This is a genomic window from uncultured Maribacter sp. (assembly GCF_963974015.1).
Lineage (GTDB): Bacteria > Bacteroidota > Bacteroidia > Flavobacteriales > Flavobacteriaceae > Maribacter.
This window is the reverse complement of sequence record NZ_CAXBBZ010000001.1, coordinates 632,663-653,033: the sequence shown is the minus strand read 5'-3', so window position 1 is coordinate 653,033 and position 20,371 is coordinate 632,663. Positions and strand designations below refer to the sequence as shown.

The 20,371-nt window shown below is 36.8% G+C and carries 16 protein-coding genes; 1 reads left to right on the top strand and 15 read right to left on the bottom strand.

Annotation, left to right across the window (positions count from 1 at the left end):
- Positions 1 to 128: 128 nt before the first annotated feature.
- From AACZ41_RS02795 to AACZ41_RS02735, 13 genes are all read right to left on the bottom strand, one after another.
- Positions 129 to 1,349 carry a TCR/Tet family MFS transporter gene (locus AACZ41_RS02795; protein WP_339626279.1) on the bottom strand — a complete coding sequence of 407 codons (1,221 nt, stop codon included), beginning with the start codon at positions 1,347 to 1,349 and terminating at the stop codon, positions 129 to 131.
- Between the two features lie 130 nt (positions 1,350 to 1,479).
- Positions 1,480 to 2,340: an ATP synthase F1 subunit gamma gene (gene atpG, locus AACZ41_RS02790; RefSeq protein WP_339626277.1), complete on the bottom strand. Its 861-nt coding sequence runs from the start codon at positions 2,338 to 2,340 to the stop codon at positions 1,480 to 1,482.
- Positions 2,341 to 2,433: 93 nt separating this feature from the next.
- Positions 2,434 to 4,014 (bottom strand): F0F1 ATP synthase subunit alpha, encoded by a 1,581-nt coding sequence (gene atpA / locus AACZ41_RS02785; protein WP_091625221.1) that lies wholly within the window; start codon positions 4,012 to 4,014, stop codon positions 2,434 to 2,436.
- 60 nt (positions 4,015 to 4,074) lie between these two features.
- Positions 4,075 to 4,614, bottom strand: a complete 540-nt coding sequence (gene atpH / locus AACZ41_RS02780) for an ATP synthase F1 subunit delta (RefSeq protein ID WP_339626273.1) — start codon at positions 4,612 to 4,614, stop codon at positions 4,075 to 4,077.
- An 8-nt stretch (positions 4,615 to 4,622) separates the two neighbouring features.
- Complete coding sequence (locus tag AACZ41_RS02775) at positions 4,623 to 5,123, bottom strand: F0F1 ATP synthase subunit B (RefSeq protein ID WP_339626271.1); 501 nt, start codon at positions 5,121 to 5,123, stop codon at positions 4,623 to 4,625.
- Positions 5,124 to 5,213: 90 nt separating this feature from the next.
- On the bottom strand, positions 5,214 to 5,408 hold the full coding sequence (gene atpE / locus AACZ41_RS02770; RefSeq protein ID WP_036825176.1) for an ATP synthase F0 subunit C: 195 nt from the start codon (positions 5,406 to 5,408) through the stop codon (positions 5,214 to 5,216).
- 38 nt (positions 5,409 to 5,446) lie between these two features.
- Positions 5,447 to 6,622, bottom strand: a complete 1,176-nt coding sequence (gene atpB / locus AACZ41_RS02765) for a F0F1 ATP synthase subunit A (protein ID WP_339626269.1) — start codon at positions 6,620 to 6,622, stop codon at positions 5,447 to 5,449.
- A gap of 485 nt (positions 6,623 to 7,107) precedes the next feature.
- Positions 7,108 to 7,335, bottom strand: a complete 228-nt coding sequence (locus AACZ41_RS02760; protein WP_339626267.1) for an AtpZ/AtpI family protein — start codon at positions 7,333 to 7,335, stop codon at positions 7,108 to 7,110.
- Positions 7,313 to 7,738: a polymer-forming cytoskeletal protein gene (locus tag AACZ41_RS02755; RefSeq protein WP_339626265.1), complete on the bottom strand. Its 426-nt coding sequence runs from the start codon at positions 7,736 to 7,738 to the stop codon at positions 7,313 to 7,315. Before AACZ41_RS02755 ends, AACZ41_RS02760 begins: the two co-directional genes overlap by 23 nt.
- Before the next feature lie 3 nt (positions 7,739 to 7,741).
- Positions 7,742 to 10,297, bottom strand: coding sequence for a hypothetical protein (locus AACZ41_RS02750; RefSeq protein ID WP_339626263.1), 2,556 nt, complete (start codon positions 10,295 to 10,297; stop codon positions 7,742 to 7,744).
- A gap of 331 nt (positions 10,298 to 10,628) precedes the next feature.
- Entirely contained in the window at positions 10,629 to 11,324 is a 696-nt protein-coding gene (locus AACZ41_RS02745) for an ABC transporter ATP-binding protein (protein WP_339626261.1), read from the bottom strand.
- 55 nt (positions 11,325 to 11,379) lie between these two features.
- Positions 11,380 to 12,849 (bottom strand): DUF5687 family protein, encoded by a 1,470-nt coding sequence (locus AACZ41_RS02740; protein WP_339626259.1) that lies wholly within the window; start codon positions 12,847 to 12,849, stop codon positions 11,380 to 11,382.
- Between the two features lie 108 nt (positions 12,850 to 12,957).
- Positions 12,958 to 16,464 (bottom strand): T9SS type B sorting domain-containing protein, encoded by a 3,507-nt coding sequence (locus tag AACZ41_RS02735; RefSeq protein WP_339626257.1) that lies wholly within the window; start codon positions 16,462 to 16,464, stop codon positions 12,958 to 12,960.
- A gap of 221 nt (positions 16,465 to 16,685) precedes the next feature.
- On the opposite strand from AACZ41_RS02735, the gene AACZ41_RS02730 reads away from it, so the two are divergent.
- Positions 16,686 to 17,735: a ferredoxin--NADP reductase gene (locus AACZ41_RS02730; RefSeq protein WP_339626255.1), complete on the top strand. Its 1,050-nt coding sequence runs from the start codon at positions 16,686 to 16,688 to the stop codon at positions 17,733 to 17,735.
- A 73-nt stretch (positions 17,736 to 17,808) separates the two neighbouring features.
- On the opposite strand, the gene AACZ41_RS02725 is transcribed toward AACZ41_RS02730, so the two are convergent.
- Both AACZ41_RS02725 and AACZ41_RS02720 read right to left on the bottom strand, forming a co-directional pair.
- On the bottom strand, positions 17,809 to 18,576 hold the full coding sequence (locus AACZ41_RS02725; RefSeq protein WP_339626253.1) for a patatin-like phospholipase family protein: 768 nt from the start codon (positions 18,574 to 18,576) through the stop codon (positions 17,809 to 17,811).
- A gap of 78 nt (positions 18,577 to 18,654) precedes the next feature.
- A complete protein-coding gene (locus tag AACZ41_RS02720; protein WP_339626250.1) occupies positions 18,655 to 20,169 on the bottom strand; it encodes a Do family serine endopeptidase in 1,515 nt (504 codons plus the stop codon).
- Positions 20,170 to 20,371: the final 202 nt, after the last annotated feature.

The window sequence follows — 20,371 nt, the reverse complement described above, 5'->3', positions numbered from 1 at the left end:
ATAAATGTACCTATTAAAACCCTGTTTACAAAGTTAGTTTTTGTAAGTATAGATATTTATAAAAATAAGTATATGTCTTTAATTTACTGCTTAATACTAAAGTGTACGTAAATCTTAGTATAATAATGTTATTCTGGCTCAACATCCATCCGTTTTATAGCTGTGAATGCTAATATAAAAGCCGCTAACAAGAATAAAGATGCTAATGCATATGGAGCGCCAGGAAAATAAATAGAAGCCTCTGGGCGGATAAAATAATAAAATACCGGTGCAAAAATGAATTGCCCTAAAATGGCAGTAATACTTACCAACCCTGTAATAGACCCTTGCAAAATTCCCTGTTCTTTTTCAGATACCTGATTAGAGATTACCCCTTGTACAGTTGGGCCAGCTATACCGCCTAATGCATATGGAATTAAGAAGGCATACAGCATCCAAGGTTCAGAAGCTAGGGAAAAAAGGAACATTCCTACCGTCCACAGCATAAATCCATAAATAATGATTTTTCGTTTACCAAATTTCCTTACCAATACACCCACTAAAAACCCTTGTACAATAGCCACAAGAAGACCAACGACCATAAGTGATACGCCAATTTGACTCGGATTCCAATCATATCGCTCTATACCATAATATGACCATGTAGAAGGTAAAGCCTGTCCCGCTAAGTTTGCCAAAAAGAAAGCAGAAATCAATAATAATAACCCTTTATAGTTTCTCAAAGCCACTAAAGAAACCCCAGGAATCATTTTCGTGAAATTAATTTCTCGTCTATTTTCTAGAGCCAAAGATTCTGGAACAAAGAAATAACCGAATAAAAAGTTCGCAAATGTTAATCCTGCTGCGATATAAAAAGGTAATCTAATATCAATTTCTCCAAAAAAGCCACCAATACCTGGTCCAATAATAAATCCTACACCAAAAGCAGCTCCTATTAATCCGAAGTTCTTTGCTTTATTTTCCTTAGTACTGACATCTGCTATATAAGCTGATGCAACAGTAAAACTTGCCCCTGTGATACCCGCCAAAAATCTTCCTAAAAATAGCCAGGCTATGGTTGGGGCCCACGCATGAATCATATAGTCAACGCTCAACCCAAAAAGTGCAAGAAGTAATATAGGACGTCTACCAAATTTATCAGAAATCTCACCTAAAACTGGTGAAAACAAGAATTGCATCCCGGCAAACGCGGTTGTTAACCACATACCGTAGATAATTGCTATGTGATTACCTTCACCTGTCAATTCCATAATCAAATCAGGAATAATAGGAAGAATTATGCCGATGCCGATTACATCAACTAGAATGGTAATGAAAATGAATAGTAAGGCTGTTTTATTGGATTTCATGGTCAAGGCAAAAGTCGGATAAAAAAAGGAATCTAAAACCCATAAAAAATAAAACCCCACATTAATGTGGGGTTTTACATATTAGAATATTTTATAATCAAAAGATTGCTTTCTAAGCACGAAATAACTCTTAATTATTCAATGCTTCCGCACCGCCAACAATTTCTAAGATTTCATTAGTAATAGAAGCTTGTCTTGCTTTGTTATATTTTAATTTCAGTTGATCACGCATTTCAGTCGCGTTATCAGTTGCCTTATGCATAGCTGTCATACGTGCACCATGTTCACTAGCAAACGAATCTCTAATGCCTTTATATAATTGTGTCTTTAAAGATTTTGGAATCAATTGTTCTATAATTTCAACTTTTGAAGGCTCAAACGTATAATCTGCGCTCACAGTACCTTCAACTTCTAATGGAACAATCGGTAAAAACTGCTCTGTCATTACAATTTGAGTAGCCGCATTTTTGAATTTGTTATAGACAATTTCAATACGGTCATAAGATCCGTTTGTAAAAAGAAGCATTAAACTTTCTGCAATATCAGCAACATTATCAAAAGTTAAGTCATCATAAACACCACTATGATTTGCAATAACTTTAAAACGTTTTCCTAAAAAGTCATTTGCTTTTTTACCAACAGTAATAAAATCTACTTCCTTACCGGCATGTACATTATCAGCAAGATTAACCGATTGCTTTAAAATATTGGTATTAAAAGCACCACAAAGACCTCTATTTGAAGTTATGGAAACAACTAAAACCTTTTTTACAATACGATTATCGGCATATACACTACCTGAATCACCATCTAAACTAGCGCTTAAATTTTGAAGTAATTCGGTTAGTTTATCGGCATAGGGCCGCATTGCTGTAATGGCATCTTGTGCCTTCTTCAATTTTGCAGCAGAAACCATTTTCATGGCGCTGGTAATCTGCATCGTTGATGAAACCGATGAAATCCTATTCCGTATTTCCTTTAAGTTAGCCATACTTTAGAGTATTTAGTAATAAGTACAAAGCATATCGTTCAACATGGTTAAGCAAAACACTTTGTACTTTTTACTCAGTACTATGTACTAGGTTTATTTTTTATATTTAGCAGAAAGATCTTTACATACCGCGGTTAACGTATCAGTAACCTCATCTGTAAGTTTACCTGCCTTCAACGTATCTAAAACGTCTCTATGTTTTGCATTAAGAAATTCTAAATAATCACGTTCGAATTCTTTTACTTTCTCTACAGGAACATCTCTTAACAAGTTTTTAGAACCTGCATAGATAATTGCAACCTGATCTTCAACAGTAAAAGGATCGTTCTGAGCTTGCTTTAATATTTCAACGTTTCTACGTCCTTTTTCAATTACGTTCAAAGTAGCAGCATCTAAATCTGAACCAAACTTCGCGAAAGCTTCCAACTCACGGAACTGTGCTTGATCTAATTTCAACGTACCTGCAACTTTCTTCATTGATTTAATCTGTGCGTTACCACCAACACGAGATACAGAAATACCTACGTTAATAGCTGGTCGTACACCTTGGTTGAATAAATCTTGCTCTAAGAATATTTGACCATCAGTAATAGAAATTACGTTGGTTGGGATATAAGCGGAAACGTCACCTGCCTGTGTTTCAATGATTGGCAAAGCCGTTAAAGAACCACCACCTTTTACCATTGGTTTTAACACTTCTGGCAAATCGTTCATTTCTCTTGCAATAGCATCGTTATTGATCACTTTTGCAGCACGCTCCAATAATCTAGAGTGTAGGTAGAAAACGTCACCTGGGTAAGCCTCACGTCCTGGTGGTCTTCTTAACAAAAGGGACACCTCACGGTATGCTACGGCTTGTTTTGATAAATCATCATATATAATTAATGCCGGACGACCAGTATCACGGAAATACTCCCCGATAGAAGCACCTGCAAAAGGAGCATATACCTGCATTGGAGCAGGGTCAGACGCATTAGCCGCTACGATAGTCGTATAGGCCATAGCTCCCTTATCTTCCAATACTTGTGCAATACCGGCTACGGTCGAAGCTTTCTGACCAATGGCAACATAGATACAAAAAACAGGCTCACCTGCATCGTAAAATTCTTTTTGATTTAAAATGGTATCGATACAAACTGTAGTCTTTCCAGTTTGGCGGTCACCAATTACAAGTTCACGTTGTCCTCTACCAACCGGAATCATAGCATCAATTGCTTTAATACCAGATTGCATTGGCTCAGTAACAGGTTCTCTAAAAATAACTCCTGGTGCTTTACGCTCCAATGGCATTTCGTAAGTCTTGCCGGCAATAGGTCCTTTACCATCGATTGGGTTACCTAAGGTATCAACCACACGACCAACAATTCCTTCACCAACTTTAATAGATGCAATTCGTTGCGTACGTTTAACCGTATCGCCTTCGCCAACTGATTTAGAAGGTCCTAAAAGAACGACACCAACGTTATCTTCTTCAAGGTTCAATACAATACCTTCAAGCCCACCTTCGAACTCAACTAATTCCCCATATTGGGCATTTGCCAGTCCGTAGATTCTTGCGATACCATCACCTACCTGTAAAACAGTACCTACTTCGTCTAAAGTAGCGGTAGCATCAAATCCTGATAATTGTTTCTTTAAAATTGCTGATACTTCAGCGGCTTTTACTCCTGCCATTTTTAATTAGATATAAGATATTAGGCGATAGATGAAAACATCCTTAGCCTTATATAGTTATTATAGACTATTCGAAAATTCTCTTTTAATATTATTTAGCTTGTTGGCGATACTTGCATCATATTGTAAATCACCTATTCTTAAAATGAATCCACCTATGATACTTTCATCAATTTTATTCTCAATGGTTACTTCGTCACCAGTAATAGTAGCAACTTGCTTTAATACCTTTTTTTCCATTTCAGCATTTAAAGGTACTGCCGTAGTTACGTAAGCTACGCCTTTTCCTTTCAATTGCTCATTAAGAATAATATATTTTAATGCTACTTCATTCAGCATTCCAATACGCTTGTTATCAACCAACATGCTAATTGAACCCTCTGTAATGGCATCGCTACCCTTAAAGATTTCTGTTAAAGCATTCTTTTTTGATACACCAGATACTACAGGACTAGCAAGAACATCTCTTAACTCTTTACTATCGGAAATAGTAGCTGCGATTGAACGCATATCTTTTTCAACAGCAGTCAAGGCTTTCTTTTCCTTGGCCATATCCAATATTGCCTTTGCATAACGTAATGCTGCTCTTGATTCGCTCATTATATACCTTAGTTAAGTTTTAAATCGCTCAACAATGAATCTACTAGCTTCAATTGCTTTTCGCTACTGGACAACTCTTCTTTTATGACCTTCTCAGCAATGGCAACAGATAATTCTGCCACTTGGTTCTTAATGTCCGCAACAGCCGCTTTCTTTTCGCTTTCTATTGCCACTTGCGCCTGCTTTAACATTTTATCGCCTTCTACTTTAGCTAGTTCTTTAGAATCAGAAATCATTTTTTCTTTGATTTCACGCGCTTCTTTCAACATAGCCTCACGCTCTGTACGTGCCTCTTGAAGCATTTTTTCATTGTCTGCCTGCAAATTTTGCATATCGGTACGAGCTTTATCGGCAGCGGCCAAAGCATCTTTAATTCCAGACTCTCTTTCATTCAAAGAAGTTAATATTGGCTTCCATGCAAATTTTACCAATAAGAAAATCAAACCTAATAATAGTATAGTCTGTACAACAAACAGACCTGGTGAAAAATCGTTAATTAAAACTTCCATATCTTAATTTTTTAAATAGTAAATCAATAATTAAAAACATTTCCTGCAACCAACCGTTACAGGAAAATGTTTTTTGGTTTTTTTGTGTTCTTATTTTCCTAAGAACAATGCACCGAATGCCAAACCTTCCAAAAGTGCAGCGATAATAATCATCGCAGTCTGGATTTTACCTGTCGCTTCTGGCTGACGAGCAATACCTTCCATTGCTTTACCACCGATTTGACCAAGTCCAATACCTGCTCCGATTACGATTAAACCTGCTCCAATTAAATTGTAAGTTACCATACTAATTGATTTATATAATTAAATTAAAAAAACTCTCGTTAAATAAAATCTCCTCTTACATCTTCTGCATCAGGCAATTCATGACCCTGTGCATCATGCTCGTGTTCGTGATCATGTTCTGCAACTGCCATACCTATAAATAATGCCGATAACATTGTAAATATGTACGCTTGTAAGAACGCAACCAATACTTCAATTAAAGTGATGAAAAATGATAGCACCAAAGAAAGGCCTGTTGCGCCAACAACACCTAAACTATTCTTTAAGGTGAACATAATTGCAATTAAACTCATCACTACAATATGCCCTGCTGAAATGTTTGCAAACAAACGCACCAACAATGAAAATGGCTTTATTATAAATGCTCCCGCTAATTCAATAATAGCCAAAACTGGCCTAATTAATACAGGGACTCCAGGCATCCAAAGTATGTGCATCCAATAATCTTTATTTCCACTAACCGTATATATAATTAAAGTAAAGATTGCCAAAGCAGCAGTTACTGCAAGTTGTCCTGTCACATTAAATCCAAAAGGCGTTAATCCCAATAAGTTCAAAATCCAGATAAAAAAGAATACCGTTAAAAGATAACCAGTGAATTTTCTATATTTCTTCTCCCCAATATTTGGACGTGCTATTTCATCTCTAACATATAAAACCAATGGTTCTAAAACCCGACCAAAACCAGTTGGCACTTTCTTGCTTGTATATTGTTTTGCCAAAGAACTAAAAACAATCAACATAAAAAGACCTACCAATAATATACCCATTACACTTTTAGTAATAGAAAAATCTAAAACTTTATGTGCATTTGTAGCGTGATGTGTTTCGTCGAATTCAACTTGAGAAGCACCAGACTCCAGTTCATAAATCTTACTGTGAAGTTTTACAAAACTTGAACCATTACGCTCAACAATTACCTTACCATCATCATCATGATGAAAAGCAGAAGACATAAACGTTGCAAGACCATTACTAGACCATACGATTACAGGTAATGGGAAACCAACATGTTTACGCTCACCGTTAGAGGTATACGAAAACAAATGAAAGTCATGAGCATCTTTAATGTGATGCATAATGTATGCATCTACCTCATCTTTAGTGTCTACCGAAAGGTTTTGGTCCTCGTCAGACGATGCAAATCCTTGTAAGGAAAAACATAGTACGAAAAGTAGTGCTGTCGTTTTCAATGTTTCTGAAACTTTCTTCATTATATCTTTTTCAAAAATTAAGCTCTTGAAATTTTGCGCAAAAGTAGTTATATTAACCTAATCTACGCAAATTTAGAGCTTTAAATTTTAGCTTTTTTGCCTCGCATTATTTTTGAAATGAAAATCACTTCAAGCGGCAAAAATACAATAACAGGAATTAATAGAGAAGCCCTGTAAAAACTGGATAACAAATTCTCTCCTAAAAGTTGTGGATAAAAGAGGGCTGCGAAAACCACAATCTTAAAAACCAACAGTGCCATATATATAAATCCTAATTGCACAAAATACTTATCGTATTGAGCAAGAATGACAAACGCTAGTAGTAAAATTAGGGAAAAACTAAAATGAAATAGATATGCTTTCTTAAGAAGTGGTATAAAAAATTGATGCTTTTCCTCTAAAAGAAAAAGATGGAAAAAATAAGAAGTCGTGCCCACGAAAAGGAACACGACTATTATTATGAGAATATTTTTAAGCAATTGTCCTTATTTATTTAAGGTCATTACTTTTTTAATGACCAGATATATGGACAAAAATACGGCAAGTAAAGTAACTGTATCTTCTAAATATGTTTTTTCGAACCTAATATCTAACCATTCCCCTAAAAGATTGCCCAAGAAAATTGTAGCACCCATTTGAATGGCAATACCTGATAAGCTAGCGGCTGTTCTTAAAAGTTCGGACTTGTCATCACGAGGCTTTTGCGGTTTCATTACTGTTTGATGATTTAAATCCTACATTGTTACCCGAGCCTTTCTTACCACCCATTGTACATGAAGCGTTGAAGGTCGCACCTGGTTCAACAGCCAATTTACTTACTGTTACCGTACCTTCTATAACTGAAGATGCCTTTAAAGATAATAGGTCAGAAACTAAAAGTTCACCATTGAAGCTACCTTCAATGTCAGCATTCACACATTCTACTTTACCATGTATATAGCCATCTTTACCAATAACTACTTTACCAGATGTTTTTACATTTCCATCTAATTTACCATCGATACGAAAATCTGCTTCGGAAATTATATCTCCTTTTATCTTGGTATTCTTTTCAATTCTGTTGGGTTGTCCTCCTATTTCATTCATAGCCTTAGGTTTTTGTCTGTCTGAAAACATTGTTCACGGTTTTGGGGTTAAAAGCGTATTTCTATAATCTATTATATTCTTATGTACCTGTATAATCTTATAGTTCTCGGATAAAACTACAAAATTCTCATCAGCAACTCGGTAATCCTTATTTTTTTTTAGAAGCTCTGCATAGCCAAGTGCAAAATCTTTAGATTTAAAGCCATGTACAACCACAAATTGATCTTCGAGGTTATAAATATCTTTTGATACTATATTTTTATAACGAAGATCTTCGATGGACTTTTCTAACAATTCCATCAATTTTAACGCCTTTTGATTATTGTTGCGCTTAAACGGGAAAACTACTTTCCAATTTGATGTTCCTTTAGAATCTGTTTCTGGAGAAAATTCTTTAGGCTCTAATTTAGGTAACTGCTCCGCTACCATTTGCTCTGCCTTTTTGCCTTCCGGATTATTCGGATACGTTAATGCAACATAATTAAGTGCTTCTTTAAACAGTTCGAAACCCTGAAGCCTACCAATGGCATTTGCCTTCAACATTTCAAACTTAGGCACAATTGGATCTCCTGTAAATCTATTGATGTTCTCCTCGGCGCCCGTAATCACCTGTAAAAATTGTTGGTCCTTAAATTTTTTGAATAAATTTTCATATCGCTTTTCAGGACTATCGGAATTATCGGCCAATACCGCTTGCGGATTCAATAAAATCTCAGCATACCTAGAATCTGAATGGTTTGTAATTATATCATTCTTCATCGCATTCTTTAGCGGACTGTCGACCTCTTCATAGATCTTATAAAGATTGTATTTAGAGGGTAGAATCAACCGTTCTTCGGCATTCGATGATAACACATCTTCTAGCTTACCAGCTGCCAATAAATTTTCGTTGAACTTCTCTTTATAAATCAATCCCAATTGATAATTAGCAAAATTACGCTCTGTATTTAGGCTATCGATTACCGTTACATCAGTTGGTAAGCGATCCATATAATATTCGAGAGAAAATTTTTCGTCATCGCCGATCGTACGTAAACTATCAGTTATGCCAGTGGTATTTTGGGCAATATCATCTATAACATTCACTCTAGATTTATCTGACCAACGCCAATCATCAGTTAACTCACGGTTACCCCACTTATTCTTAAAATCGTTTTGTCCGTAGCCTAAACTGGTAATATTATAAAAGTAGAACTTCCCTTTATTTTCCTTACCCCCCTTACTTTTATTAAAGGCTGCGAAACCATCGGTAATTCTATCTTTTTCTTTTTTCTCGGCTACTTCTTTCTCTTTCTGCAAGTTTTCAATATACTTTCCAAAATAAGCCAATTGTTCATCTTTAGGCATTTTATAAAGTGTTATGACACTATCTGCGTATTGAACAATATCCTCATATTTTATTACATCTTCCAAGTTATCACGTTTCCTTTTAACGGAACGGAACTTTTTTGTATTATCATCAAGATTGGTAAGTACACTATCATAATATGCCCCTGCCGACTTGTAAATACTTTCATCAAAATTATACTCGGCCAAATTCTCATAATTGAGGGCATTCAATTTTGGTTTATTCTGTGTAGCCCTAAGTGATTTATTGAAATAAACCAACGCCAAACTATCTGATTCTTGCTCTAAATGAAATTCTGCCAACTGTCTGAAAATATTATCTAAAAAGGGTCTGTTCTCCCTATTCACTTCCATTTCAGTCAAGTACTCTAAAACCTCTTCCTTATTCTCGTTTGTAATTTTGGTATTCCTTAATTTTTGAATCTCAGCATTAATCATATAGACTCTTGGCGATTTCCTATTTAAATCAATGACTTTATCAAAAGCATAATTTGCACTGTCTTTATAGCCTAATTGATTATAAAGTTGCCCAATGATATAATAATACCTTCCCTTTTCAGGATTCTTTTTAGTGTAATGCGATGCAATTTTAAGGTTTTGTACTGCTGTATCAAGTGCGTTAAGATTAATAAAGGCTTGTGCCATCATCGATCTTGCATCAGCATACTCTTGATCCTTTAATTGCTCGAACTTCATTAAACGCTTAAGATTTTTTATTGCTAAATCTTCATTTTCTAAACGGATATTCACTTTTTCTCGCCAAATATTGGCTTCGTTTAGTTTATCGCTTTCTGAATATTTATTTAAGATGTAATTAAATGATTCTAATGCAGGAATATAACGCTCGTCAAAATAACGTGCTTTACCCAGCAACAAAAAAGCTTCGTCTATTTCAGGATTACGCTCTTCATCCTTAATATCCATACTATGGCGCTGAATGGCCTTAGTTGCTTTTTCTTCCGCAATAAGAAAATTAGGATTATTGTCTTCTGAATCAAGTTTTATCTCTCCGCTGACTTGCAAACGTTCTACCGGTAATACTTCAAAATAATCGTCTTGGTAGGTATCGTTTAAGGTGTTACGACCTTCTTCAAATGCAATATTACCATTATACAAAGTGTTGTACTTGGTATTTAATGCATGCCACTTGCGGTTTATAAGGGCGTCTTTTTTGGTAGAACATGCATTAAAGAGCATGCTGGCCAAAACACCGGATAAAATAAGTTTTTTTCTAAGGTTCAAAATAGATGATCTACGTATGTATATTTAACTTAAAAACAGCCATATTATTATACGGTTCATCGGTAAAACGTGTTTTTATTTTTAAGTATTATACAGTAAAACAGGCTTTCACATCTCACAAATACCGACTATGTAGTTTGTTTCAATTCTAAACCAGCGCTATTAATTAAAATATTAAACGATAATCGATACATTTTTAAATTCATCGTCATTTAAAGATGTTTGAATATTTTATGTTACAAAAAAACCGACCAGATGGTCGGTTTCTTGATTTATGAATGAAAATGTGATTTCTCGATTAAATACAGTATCATTTTACTAATCAATGCATTTACCCTGCAAAAAACACCTCTAATTCTTTTAATGTTTCGGTAGAAGTTTGAATATCCTTTACTACCTCTCCCTTATTTAAAACTACAATACGTTCACATACTTCTGTAACATGAATAAGATCGTGACTAGATACCAATACGGTAACATCTTGTTTTTCTGCCAGCTCCTTAATTATTTGCTTTAAACGTATTTGCGTAGTTGGATCTAAATTGGCGAAAGGTTCATCAAGTATAACCACTTTAGGATTTCCTATAAATGAAGCAACAATACCCGCTTTTTTCTGGTTTCCTTTCGATAGATCTCTTAGGTACTTTTTCTGTCCTAAAATCTCTCCATGAAAAAAATCTTGATAAGAAGCCAATAAAGCATCTACATCTGCTTTATTTTGCCCACGTAAGTCGCCGATGAAATAGAAATACTCTTCAGGAGTCAAATATCCAATCAAAAACGTTTCATCAATAAAAGAGGAAGTAAATGGTTTCCATTCTTCACTTGTATTGACTTGAACTTCATTATTAATAATATGGCCCGTTGTAGGCTGAATTAAATCGAGTAGAAGACTAAAAAGGGTAGTTTTACCCGCACCATTATTACCCACTAAACCAAAACTTTGTCCTGTAGGAATTGTTAATTCTCCAATAGTTAAAACTATTTGAGAACCGTATTTTTTAGATAAATTTTCTATTGTAATCATATCTTGAAATTCAAATTTTATTTATAAAAAATAGAAGATAATGTGAATTGTATTTCTAACTGCTCTTTTCTTTAAAGCCGGCAATCATTCCGTATTTTTTTCTTTTGTATTGTTCTGTAATTAAGTTCATAAAGTAATTCTTCATCGCAAAACCTAAAGCCCCTAAGACAGAAAGTACAATTACCGCTACTTGTAAGTTAAACACGTAATAAATTATGGAGAATAGTATAATCGGAACTACCAAAACAGGCAGCATAATTAGAAATTGTGTAGCGCTCGTGCCTTGCATATTCCCAAACGGACTCTGATCTAATTCGATCCGTTTTTTATTGAAAGACCCGAAATATAAAATGACCGGTATATTTACTCCTAAATTATACATTGCACATCCAAAATTAATAGCCAATGCCTCCCAACCAAAGTATACGTAGGGTATAGTCAACAGAAACATAAATACTACACTAACCGTTATCAAGATTACTTTTGACTCTAGGTACTTACGCATAGGTATGTTCTGAGACATCATCATACTGTAGTAGCTACTATCCCAAGCAGGAATAAACTGCCCGAAATTACTTAAGAAAATACCTGTCATAAAAATGCCGACAAAGGCTTTCATAGGCATCATGCTACTATAAACCTCAACCGTATAAAATACCAAACCATAAAAAACAAACAGAAGCGAAATAAAGACTTGTGACTTGGTTCGTTTATTACGCCAAATCATTTTTAAATCGAGTTGTAAGAAGGATCCCATTTCCCCAAAACGCTTTGTCCACGTCAAATCTGAGGTATTGGCCTCTACACTTTTCGCCTTTAAGGTGGCATCCAAGTAAATTTTGTCTTTTAAAAACTGATAATTCACATAATAGATACCTACAGCCAAAGCAATTGGAATCAAAACTGTTACCGGATATGCATATAGCGCATGAAAGACAGGCGCGAACAATTCTTTCACCGAAAAAACGTCAAAGTGATCTAGCCCATATCCTATTACAAGAATACTGGCGATACCAATCAGAACCTTTTCATTTTTATTGATCAATAGATTAACATAGTTAATACAAAGAACAATGGCCATGACTGCAACAACCCATAGCAGTACATTGAGTACAGGATAATCATTAAACAAGAGTACAATTGCAAAAGGAACGACAAAAAATAACGTCAGTAAATTATAAATTGAAGCAGCTGATCTACCTAAAATATAGTGGGCAATAGTGCTCTTCTTAACTGGTGTCGTCAAAAAAGGCTTAATGTCCATAACCGGTAATTTCTGCATAAAATACCGAAGGAATAATTCAATTAAGATCCAGTAAATGAAATATTGACCAATACTCCACATGGGGCTCTGATCTGGAAATATCTCTTTTAATATAAAGTACATTCCGCCTCCAAGACCGGCAAGTGAAAGGAGCATATACACTCCGAAAAAGCCCATCAAGATTTTTATGCCCAAGCTTTTGCCAAGATTGGAAGACCTAAAGAATGATTTCCATTGTAATGAAGTAAATTGTCTGAACATACTGTGGTTGGTTTTGGTGTTCAGGGTATTGGTAAGATAAATCTTGGGATTGTTACAAGACTGATCAAATTTATATTCCCAAATTTGACAAACCAATACATTTTGAAGCTACCTTTTCAGCGTAAAATGCCCTGTCATGACTTGATTATTGGCGTAATTGTATTTAAACCAATAATCTGATTCAGGTAGCGATATTCCGTTAGATTTACCATCCCATCCTTTGGAATCAGCACTCAACTGTTTCAAGAATTTTCCATACCTATCATAAATGAAAAGTTGAGAACCTGGGTAGAGCTCCGAACCAATAATATTCCAAAATTCATTGTTGCCATCTCCATTTGGGGTAAAAAAGCGTTGATAGCCAATGGCGATGATTTCTTCGGATAAAATTCTACATTCCTCCAAATCCCTAACATACACCGTGTATTTTCCAGGAAATACTTTGAATTCATTATTTACCTGAAAATTTTCACCATCAACAGAATACTCAAAAGGTCCTGTTCCAGTAGCGGTAACCGTAACATCAATTTGGTCTGAAAACCCCTTAGTTTCCACTTCCATACTTTCCGGTGCTCCAGAGGACAACACTTCAAAGGTTACGGAATTATCACAGCTTACCCCGTTCATGGTTTGGGACACCTTCAATTGATATTCCCCTAAGTCCACTACTTCAAAAAATCTGGTGGTACTTAGTTCAATACCGTTCGCACCTTGCCATGACCAACTCTCAAAATCCCCGCCATCGATGATCAAGTCCGGACTATCTGGGCATATCACATAACGCTCTTCCAAAACGGGTTGTGGTAATGGGTTTATGATAAGATTGAAACTAGTAACGTCATAACAACTATTTAATGAAATATGCTGTACCCTGGCCCAAAGTGTTTCATTATAAATGCTGTTTTGATAACCGTTTTTTGACAATGGGTTTAAATTGTCATTAGCTCCCTGTTCTGTGTCATGATAACTAACCTTATATATAGTAGCATCTTGACCGTTCAATACCTCAGCATCTTTTTGGCTTAGGTCAAAAGAATACACCCCTGATTCATCCATATCACAAATGATAAAATCGGAAGCAACATAAGCAGTTGGACTATCAAATACCCGAAGGTCAAAATCACCTATAACATAACAATTGGGGTTATTTGCATTTTCTAGACGGAAATAAACCATTTGTGGATTTACACTATTTTCAAAGCTTCCATTGATTCTATTTTGAGCAACATCGGCATCGGTTTGGTTCGTATAGAAGGAAACGGAAAGTCCATTATCTCCTGCTATAATTTCATCCACCTTCTGGGTAAAATCGAAAATAAATTGCCCGTCATTGTTGTCATCGCATACCAACCAATCCGTCACCGTTGGCACAATTGGGGTATCAAATATGTTCAGTTCAAAAAAAGTAGTGTCATAGCATGAAACATCCGAAGCATTGGCGACACGTACAAATATTGTGTTTTGATAGGCTTCGCTCAAGTAATTATTGGCATTCAAAGGGTTTGTACCTGCATCCGCATCGTTTTGAGATTCATGGTAGCTGATGTTCAAGCTACCAGGATTTTGCATGCCGATGATTTCAGCTTCCGCTTGGGTCAGGTCGAAAATGGCTTCGCCGTCGTTGTTGTCATCACAAAGGGACATGTCGTTCGGTTGGTTGGCCGTTACTCCCGGAATCACTTCAATATTAAAGCTACCCGTTCGGTAACAATCGGTATAGGTACTGTTCTGGAACCGCAAAAAAATCTCCTCCGTAGCTACCGTATTGGTATAGTTCAAGGGCAAGGGATTCGTTCCTGCATCGGCATCCACTTGTGAGGCATAATATAGAATTTCGAACTTGGTTTCATCCTGACCGTTGAAAATCTCCATATTCTTCTGAGAAAGATCAAAAGTGAAAAGTCCGTCCGTATCGTCCTCGCAGACCGTCCAATCGGTTATGGTATCTACCAACGGGGCTTCGCGTGCTATGATATTGAACTGGGTGGTGTCATAGCACTGTCCGTTGTTCGCATTGGATACCCTCACATACACAGGGGTAGTTCCATAATCAAAGGAATGAATGGGTTCCAAGGCACTGACATTGCTATCCGCATCGGCCTGGGATAAAAAATAGGCCACGCTAAAATCGTTGGGGTCCTGTGTACCCAACACGGTGGTATCAAAAGAGGGTAGGTCTATATTATAGCCACCATACGAGGTACATCCCACCAAATCCGCAGGAGGGTTGGCAACCGGGGTTTCATATATGGTAATATCCTTGGATTCCGTCTTTGTATCCGATGTAGTGGTAACCGTAACACTCACAGGGTAGGTACCTGCCGCTGCATAGGTATGTGTTGGGGTTTCCAAAGTGGAGCTGTTCCCATCCCCAAAGTCCCAAGCATTACTCACAATGGGGTCGGTGGAGGTCACCTCAAATTCGGTATCGTCCCCCAAACAGAAATTCCGTGCCCGCAAGCCCACAACGAAAAAAGATTGGATAAAGGGTGGTAACCCCAACCGACTTGAACCGCTTATTAATGGAACGGCATCCGGTACATAATTACAGGCCAGACCTCCCAAATTGGGATTATTGATGACACTCAAAGCGTTTTGACCAAATTCGGCCACATAAATTTTTCCATCGATACCTAGTTGCAACGCGCCTTCGTCGCCAGGTCTCATAGGGGCAATTTCCAGGCCCGAGGCCAAAATTGCCGGTGCCGAATAAGTAGAGATATCAAATTGATGAATATTATGTTCCCACGTAAAATTCGGGTAAAAATTTGCAGAAGTAATGTACAGCTTACTACTATCCGAGGAAAATTCCACCCCATAGGAAGTGCTTATAAACGAAAAATTGGGGGCTGGGAAATAGGGGTTCAAATCTATAAAATCACTGACCTGTCCCGTAAGTGCGTCAAAACGAAATAGGTCCCGATCCCTACCAATTCCGTTAACATATGCCAAATATTGGCCGTCCGGTGATATTTTCATGTAACCGCCGGTTCCCTTACTTCCAGGATCTAGTGGCAAATCCCTACCCACTGAAGAAACCACAGGAGTAGTAATTACTCCTGTTGGGGTTACCAAATACGCCAAAAATTGATCGTTTCCATAGGTATGTACTAGTACCCAAATATCCGTACCATTGGCATGTTCCACGGCCGTTAGTTTTTCGGCTACAGGGGTAGTCAAGGGTATGTTTTTTAGGGTAACGTCTCCCAAGCCCCCATTCAATGTCATATCCACTACGCTATACTGAAAGCCATTGGCTTCCCCTTTTTGGTCAACTGTAAATACATAATACAGATCCAGGTTGCCAGGATTAGGCACCACAATGGCCGACTGTGAACTCGAATCATGTCCTAAAAGTCCCGTACCATTGGGCATAAGATTGTGGGTGCGGTCCCAAACGGTTACTCCATTTGTATAAAACAGCAAATTCCCATTTCCATCCGAAATGGTGGCACAGCCCTCTTGGGTAATCAAGGCACCATCCGTTAAGGCCACAGGTGCCCCGGAGTTAAAGTCCAGCCCGGCATTTTCGCCAAAATACCAAATGGCCGCCTCGTTTTGGGCTGTAAGGAAATTAAAAGATACAAGTAAAAAACAAAAAGCTAATTTTTTCAAGAATTGGGTTTAGTGGTAAACGACCAAAAATAAAAAGTTTATTGAACGCAGTAGGTTAATTACTACAAAATGCAAAGTTTAATGCTAAAGTGCAACTTTAAGGGTTCTCTATTTTAGCTCAGTGACAACAAAAAACTTTGAGATATAGATTTTTTGACAAATGTCATATGATATCTCAAAAGCATGCTTAATTTTGTATTTCGATTTAAAGAAACGATCCTATGTCGCATTTTCACCCACTAACGGTAAAACATATTAAAAAATTAACGCCAACTTCTGTAGCGGTAACTTTCGCTATCCCAAAAGATTTGGCACAGACCTTTGCTTTTACGGCCGGTCAATATATCACCATCAAAAAAGAAATAAAGGGTAAAGAATTAAGGAGAGCCTATTCCATTAGTTCCTCACCAGAAAAAGATGGTATTACCATTGGTATTAAAAAAGTAGATAACGGAGGATTTTCTAACTACGCGAATAATAAATTACAAGTTGGAGATGTACTTGAAGTAATGGAACCCGAAGGGCGTTTCGTTTACAAGCCCTCGAAAGAGGTTCAAAATATTGCTGCCTTTGTTGCTGGTAGTGGTATTACCCCTATAATGAGTATCGTGAAATCGGTTTTAGACAGTAATTCGAAGAACAAATTCGTACTTGTTTATGGTAATAAATCGTACGAAGAAACCATGTTCTACACCGATTTGGTGAAATTGGAATTAGAATATCCCAATCGGTTTTTTGTCTATTTCACGAATAGTCAAACACGTGAAGACAAGGCCCTATTTGGTCGTATCGATACCTCAACGGTTAATTACGCTTTAAAGAATAAACATGCAGCTGTCGATTTTAATGCCTATTATCTATGTGGCCCAGAGGCTATGATCAACACGGTACGTGATACTCTTTTAGATAATGGTGTTGACAAGGATAAAATTCTCTTTGAACTTTTTACCCCAACCGAAATTAAAGAAGAACTGCCTATTCAAGCGGAAGGTTCAACTGCTATTACGGTAGTATTGGATGATGAGGAATTTCAATTTACCATGGATAAAAAGACCTTGGTCTTAGATGCTGTATTAAAAGAAAATATTGATGCCCCGTACTCTTGCCAGGGTGGTGTATGCAGTAGTTGTATTGCCAAAGTAACCGAAGGAAAAGCAGAAATGGTCATGAACCAAATTTTAACGGATAAGGAAATAGCCGACGGATACATTCTTACTTGTCAAGCACATCCTACTACACCAACTATCAAAGTAGATTATGACGATGTGTAAATTGATACATGTAATAAGGTTAACCCCTTTGGTAATTTGTAAATTTTAGGACTTATATAGGGCCTGATCGGTTTTATAGAACTTTTTCAAAGGTTCTAACCGCCGTTTCATACCCAATGGCGTAGGCCTTTTCTATACCTCTACGGTCTAAAATACCAATGTGTTCCAATTCTTGTGGTTCAATAATTAAATTGCAACTATTGATTTTCTCTCTGTTGATAGCATAAATCATAAGCCCCGTAACTCTGCCAGTCAATTGAAAGGAATTATTGAGATGTTTTTTCTCTAATTTAGAAACGATAGATACATTACTACCGATCATAAAGTCAACCTTCTTTTTTACAGGTTCTGAAGGGAAATTGTTCATAATACCGCCATCAGCATGTAAAGCGCCATTATAATGAACAGGACTAAAAACTGGAGGCAATGCTGCAGAGGCTAGAAGTGGAAGTATTAGCTCCCCCCTATTTATAAAAATTTCTTCGCCTTCTTCTAAATTCGTAGCCACAACATGTAAGTCTTTCTTTAAAGCGGCAAAATTGTCTTCAGGAAAATATTCTTGAAATGCCCCAATAAACCGTTCGGTATTTATAAGACCGGGCTTAGCAACAGCAAAATAATTGTATTTGAACAAGGGAGTATCCTTGAAAAAATGAAGCATATCTTCTATTGACTTATCCGCTGAATATAATGCCCCTACTAAGGCACCCACACTACTACCGGCAACAACACCAGCTTCAACACCAAATTCTTGCATGGCCTTGATAACTCCTATATGTGCCATACCTCGTACTCCTCCACCTGAAAGCACTAAACCTATGGACTTTGAACGTGTTTGCATCTATCTAGAATTGATTTCAAAAAAAATGCCGTACCGATAATATTATCAGCACGGCATAAAATTAAGTATAATCAAGGACTATGAATCCATTCCGAAGGCATAATAATATTTAGTACCATCTTCGTAGATTCCTTCTATCATGACTCCGCCTTTTTTACGCTCAAGAATAGATGCTACGTCATCAACATCCTTTACTCGTTTACCATCTATATGTGTAATGATAAAACCTTCTCGAATTTGCGTTTCCTTCTTAATTTTTCCAGGATATAATTTGGTCACCTGAACGCCACCGTCCAAATCAAACTTCTTGGCCAGTTCCTTATCTAAATTCTCAAAATCGGCTCCTAAAAGGTTAAAAACCTCTTTTTCCTCCTTTTTGATAATACTAGTACCGCCTTGAGAATTTTGAAGTTCTACTTCTAATTCTTTCTCCTTACCATTTCTATTTACTATCACTGTGACTTTATCGCCAGGTCTTTTACCTGCAATAATTTCTTGAAGTCTTGGCGAAGTACCTGTTTCCTTTCCATTCACACTAACAATGATATCACCAGATTCAATACCTGCCATATCTGCACCACTGTCTTCACCTACTTGCTCTACCCAAACTCCTTTATTAAACGCAACATCTTTCTCTTTAGCTAAATTACCGTCCATTGTTCTAATGGTAGCTCCTAACATCCCACGTTGTACATTTCCATATTTCAAAAGGTCTTCGACCACCTTAGTGACGATATTACTCGGTACGGCAAAACCATATCCGGTATAGGTACCTGTTGTACTTGCAATCGCGGTATTGATTCCTACCAAATTACCATCAAGATTTACTAAAGCGCCACCACTATTACCAGGGTTAATGGCCGCATCGGTTTGAATAAAGCTTTCAACCGCAAACTTATCCGTATTAATATGAATACTTCTTGCTTTGGCACTCACGATACCTGCAGTGACCGTAGAATTTAATCCTAGAGGATTACCAACTGCTAGTACCCATTCACCTACTTCAACATCATCGGAATTTACCAAGGCCATTGTTTTTAGATTATCGGCCTTAATTTGTAAAAGTGCCAAATCTGTTGTGGGATCCGTACCAATAATCGTTGCTTTATACGATTGGTTATTATACAAGGTAACTTCAACCTCATCTGCATTATCAATAACATGATTGTTGGTAACGATATACCCTTTATCATTAATAATAACGCCGGATCCTGTTCCAACTCTTGGTCGTGACTGCATACCTTCTGGAGACTGCCCTTTGAACATATCACCAAAAAATTCTTTAAAAGGGTCTGGTAATTCACGTGCACCTTGGTTTCCGTAAGAAGCACCGGTTTGCGTAGATTTAATATGTACCACCGCATCTAAAACTTTTTCAGATGTTTCGGTAAAATCTAATGGTTTAATATTTCCTTCATTGTCGGCAGTATAGAGAACATGACTACCAGGAACCGAATCAACAACTGTCACGCCAACATCATCTTTTGTAGTTTGCTTGTTAAATTCAATGACCCCGTAACTTACTACTAGAGCAATAATCGCTGAGAAGAGGTAAACCTTCCAAGCGCTTTTGTTATTTGTGTCTGATTTCATAATTAATATTTTTTTAATTTTTCTATTGGCCTAATTGCAATAGCTGTGCCAGTGCTAGATACGCAAATGCTAATAATTTTTTAAAATTGATTGAAATTTTAAGGGAATTTTCAGACTAACCAGTCTGAAACGTAAAATTACGCCCGTAAATTAGCTAAAAAGGTACTTATGGACAGATTTAAGTGTCTGTTTATATAGGAAA

Coding starts and splice junctions, on each gene's coding strand:
- AACZ41_RS02795 (WP_339626279.1), bottom strand. CDS start 1,349: ATGAAATCCAATAAAACAGCCTTACTATTCATTTTCATTACCATTCTA.
- atpG (WP_339626277.1), bottom strand. CDS start 2,340: ATGGCTAACTTAAAGGAAATACGGAATAGGATTTCATCGGTTTCATCA.
- atpA (WP_091625221.1), bottom strand. CDS start 4,014: ATGGCAGGAGTAAAAGCCGCTGAAGTATCAGCAATTTTAAAGAAACAA.
- atpH (WP_339626273.1), bottom strand. CDS start 4,614: ATGAGCGAATCAAGAGCAGCATTACGTTATGCAAAGGCAATATTGGAT.
- AACZ41_RS02775 (WP_339626271.1), bottom strand. CDS start 5,123: ATGGAAGTTTTAATTAACGATTTTTCACCAGGTCTGTTTGTTGTACAG.
- atpE (WP_036825176.1), bottom strand. CDS start 5,408: ATGGTAACTTACAATTTAATTGGAGCAGGTTTAATCGTAATCGGAGCA.
- atpB (WP_339626269.1), bottom strand. CDS start 6,622: ATGAAGAAAGTTTCAGAAACATTGAAAACGACAGCACTACTTTTCGTA.
- AACZ41_RS02760 (WP_339626267.1), bottom strand. CDS start 7,335: ATGAAACCGCAAAAGCCTCGTGATGACAAGTCCGAACTTTTAAGAACA.
- AACZ41_RS02755 (WP_339626265.1), bottom strand. CDS start 7,738: ATGTTTTCAGACAGACAAAAACCTAAGGCTATGAATGAAATAGGAGGA.
- AACZ41_RS02745 (WP_339626261.1), bottom strand. CDS start 11,324: ATGATTACAATAGAAAATTTATCTAAAAAATACGGTTCTCAAATAGTT.
- AACZ41_RS02740 (WP_339626259.1), bottom strand. CDS start 12,849: ATGTTCAGACAATTTACTTCATTACAATGGAAATCATTCTTTAGGTCT.
- AACZ41_RS02730 (WP_339626255.1), top strand. CDS start 16,686: ATGTCGCATTTTCACCCACTAACGGTAAAACATATTAAAAAATTAACG.
- AACZ41_RS02725 (WP_339626253.1), bottom strand. CDS start 18,576: ATGCAAACACGTTCAAAGTCCATAGGTTTAGTGCTTTCAGGTGGAGGA.
- AACZ41_RS02720 (WP_339626250.1), bottom strand. CDS start 20,169: ATGAAATCAGACACAAATAACAAAAGCGCTTGGAAGGTTTACCTCTTC.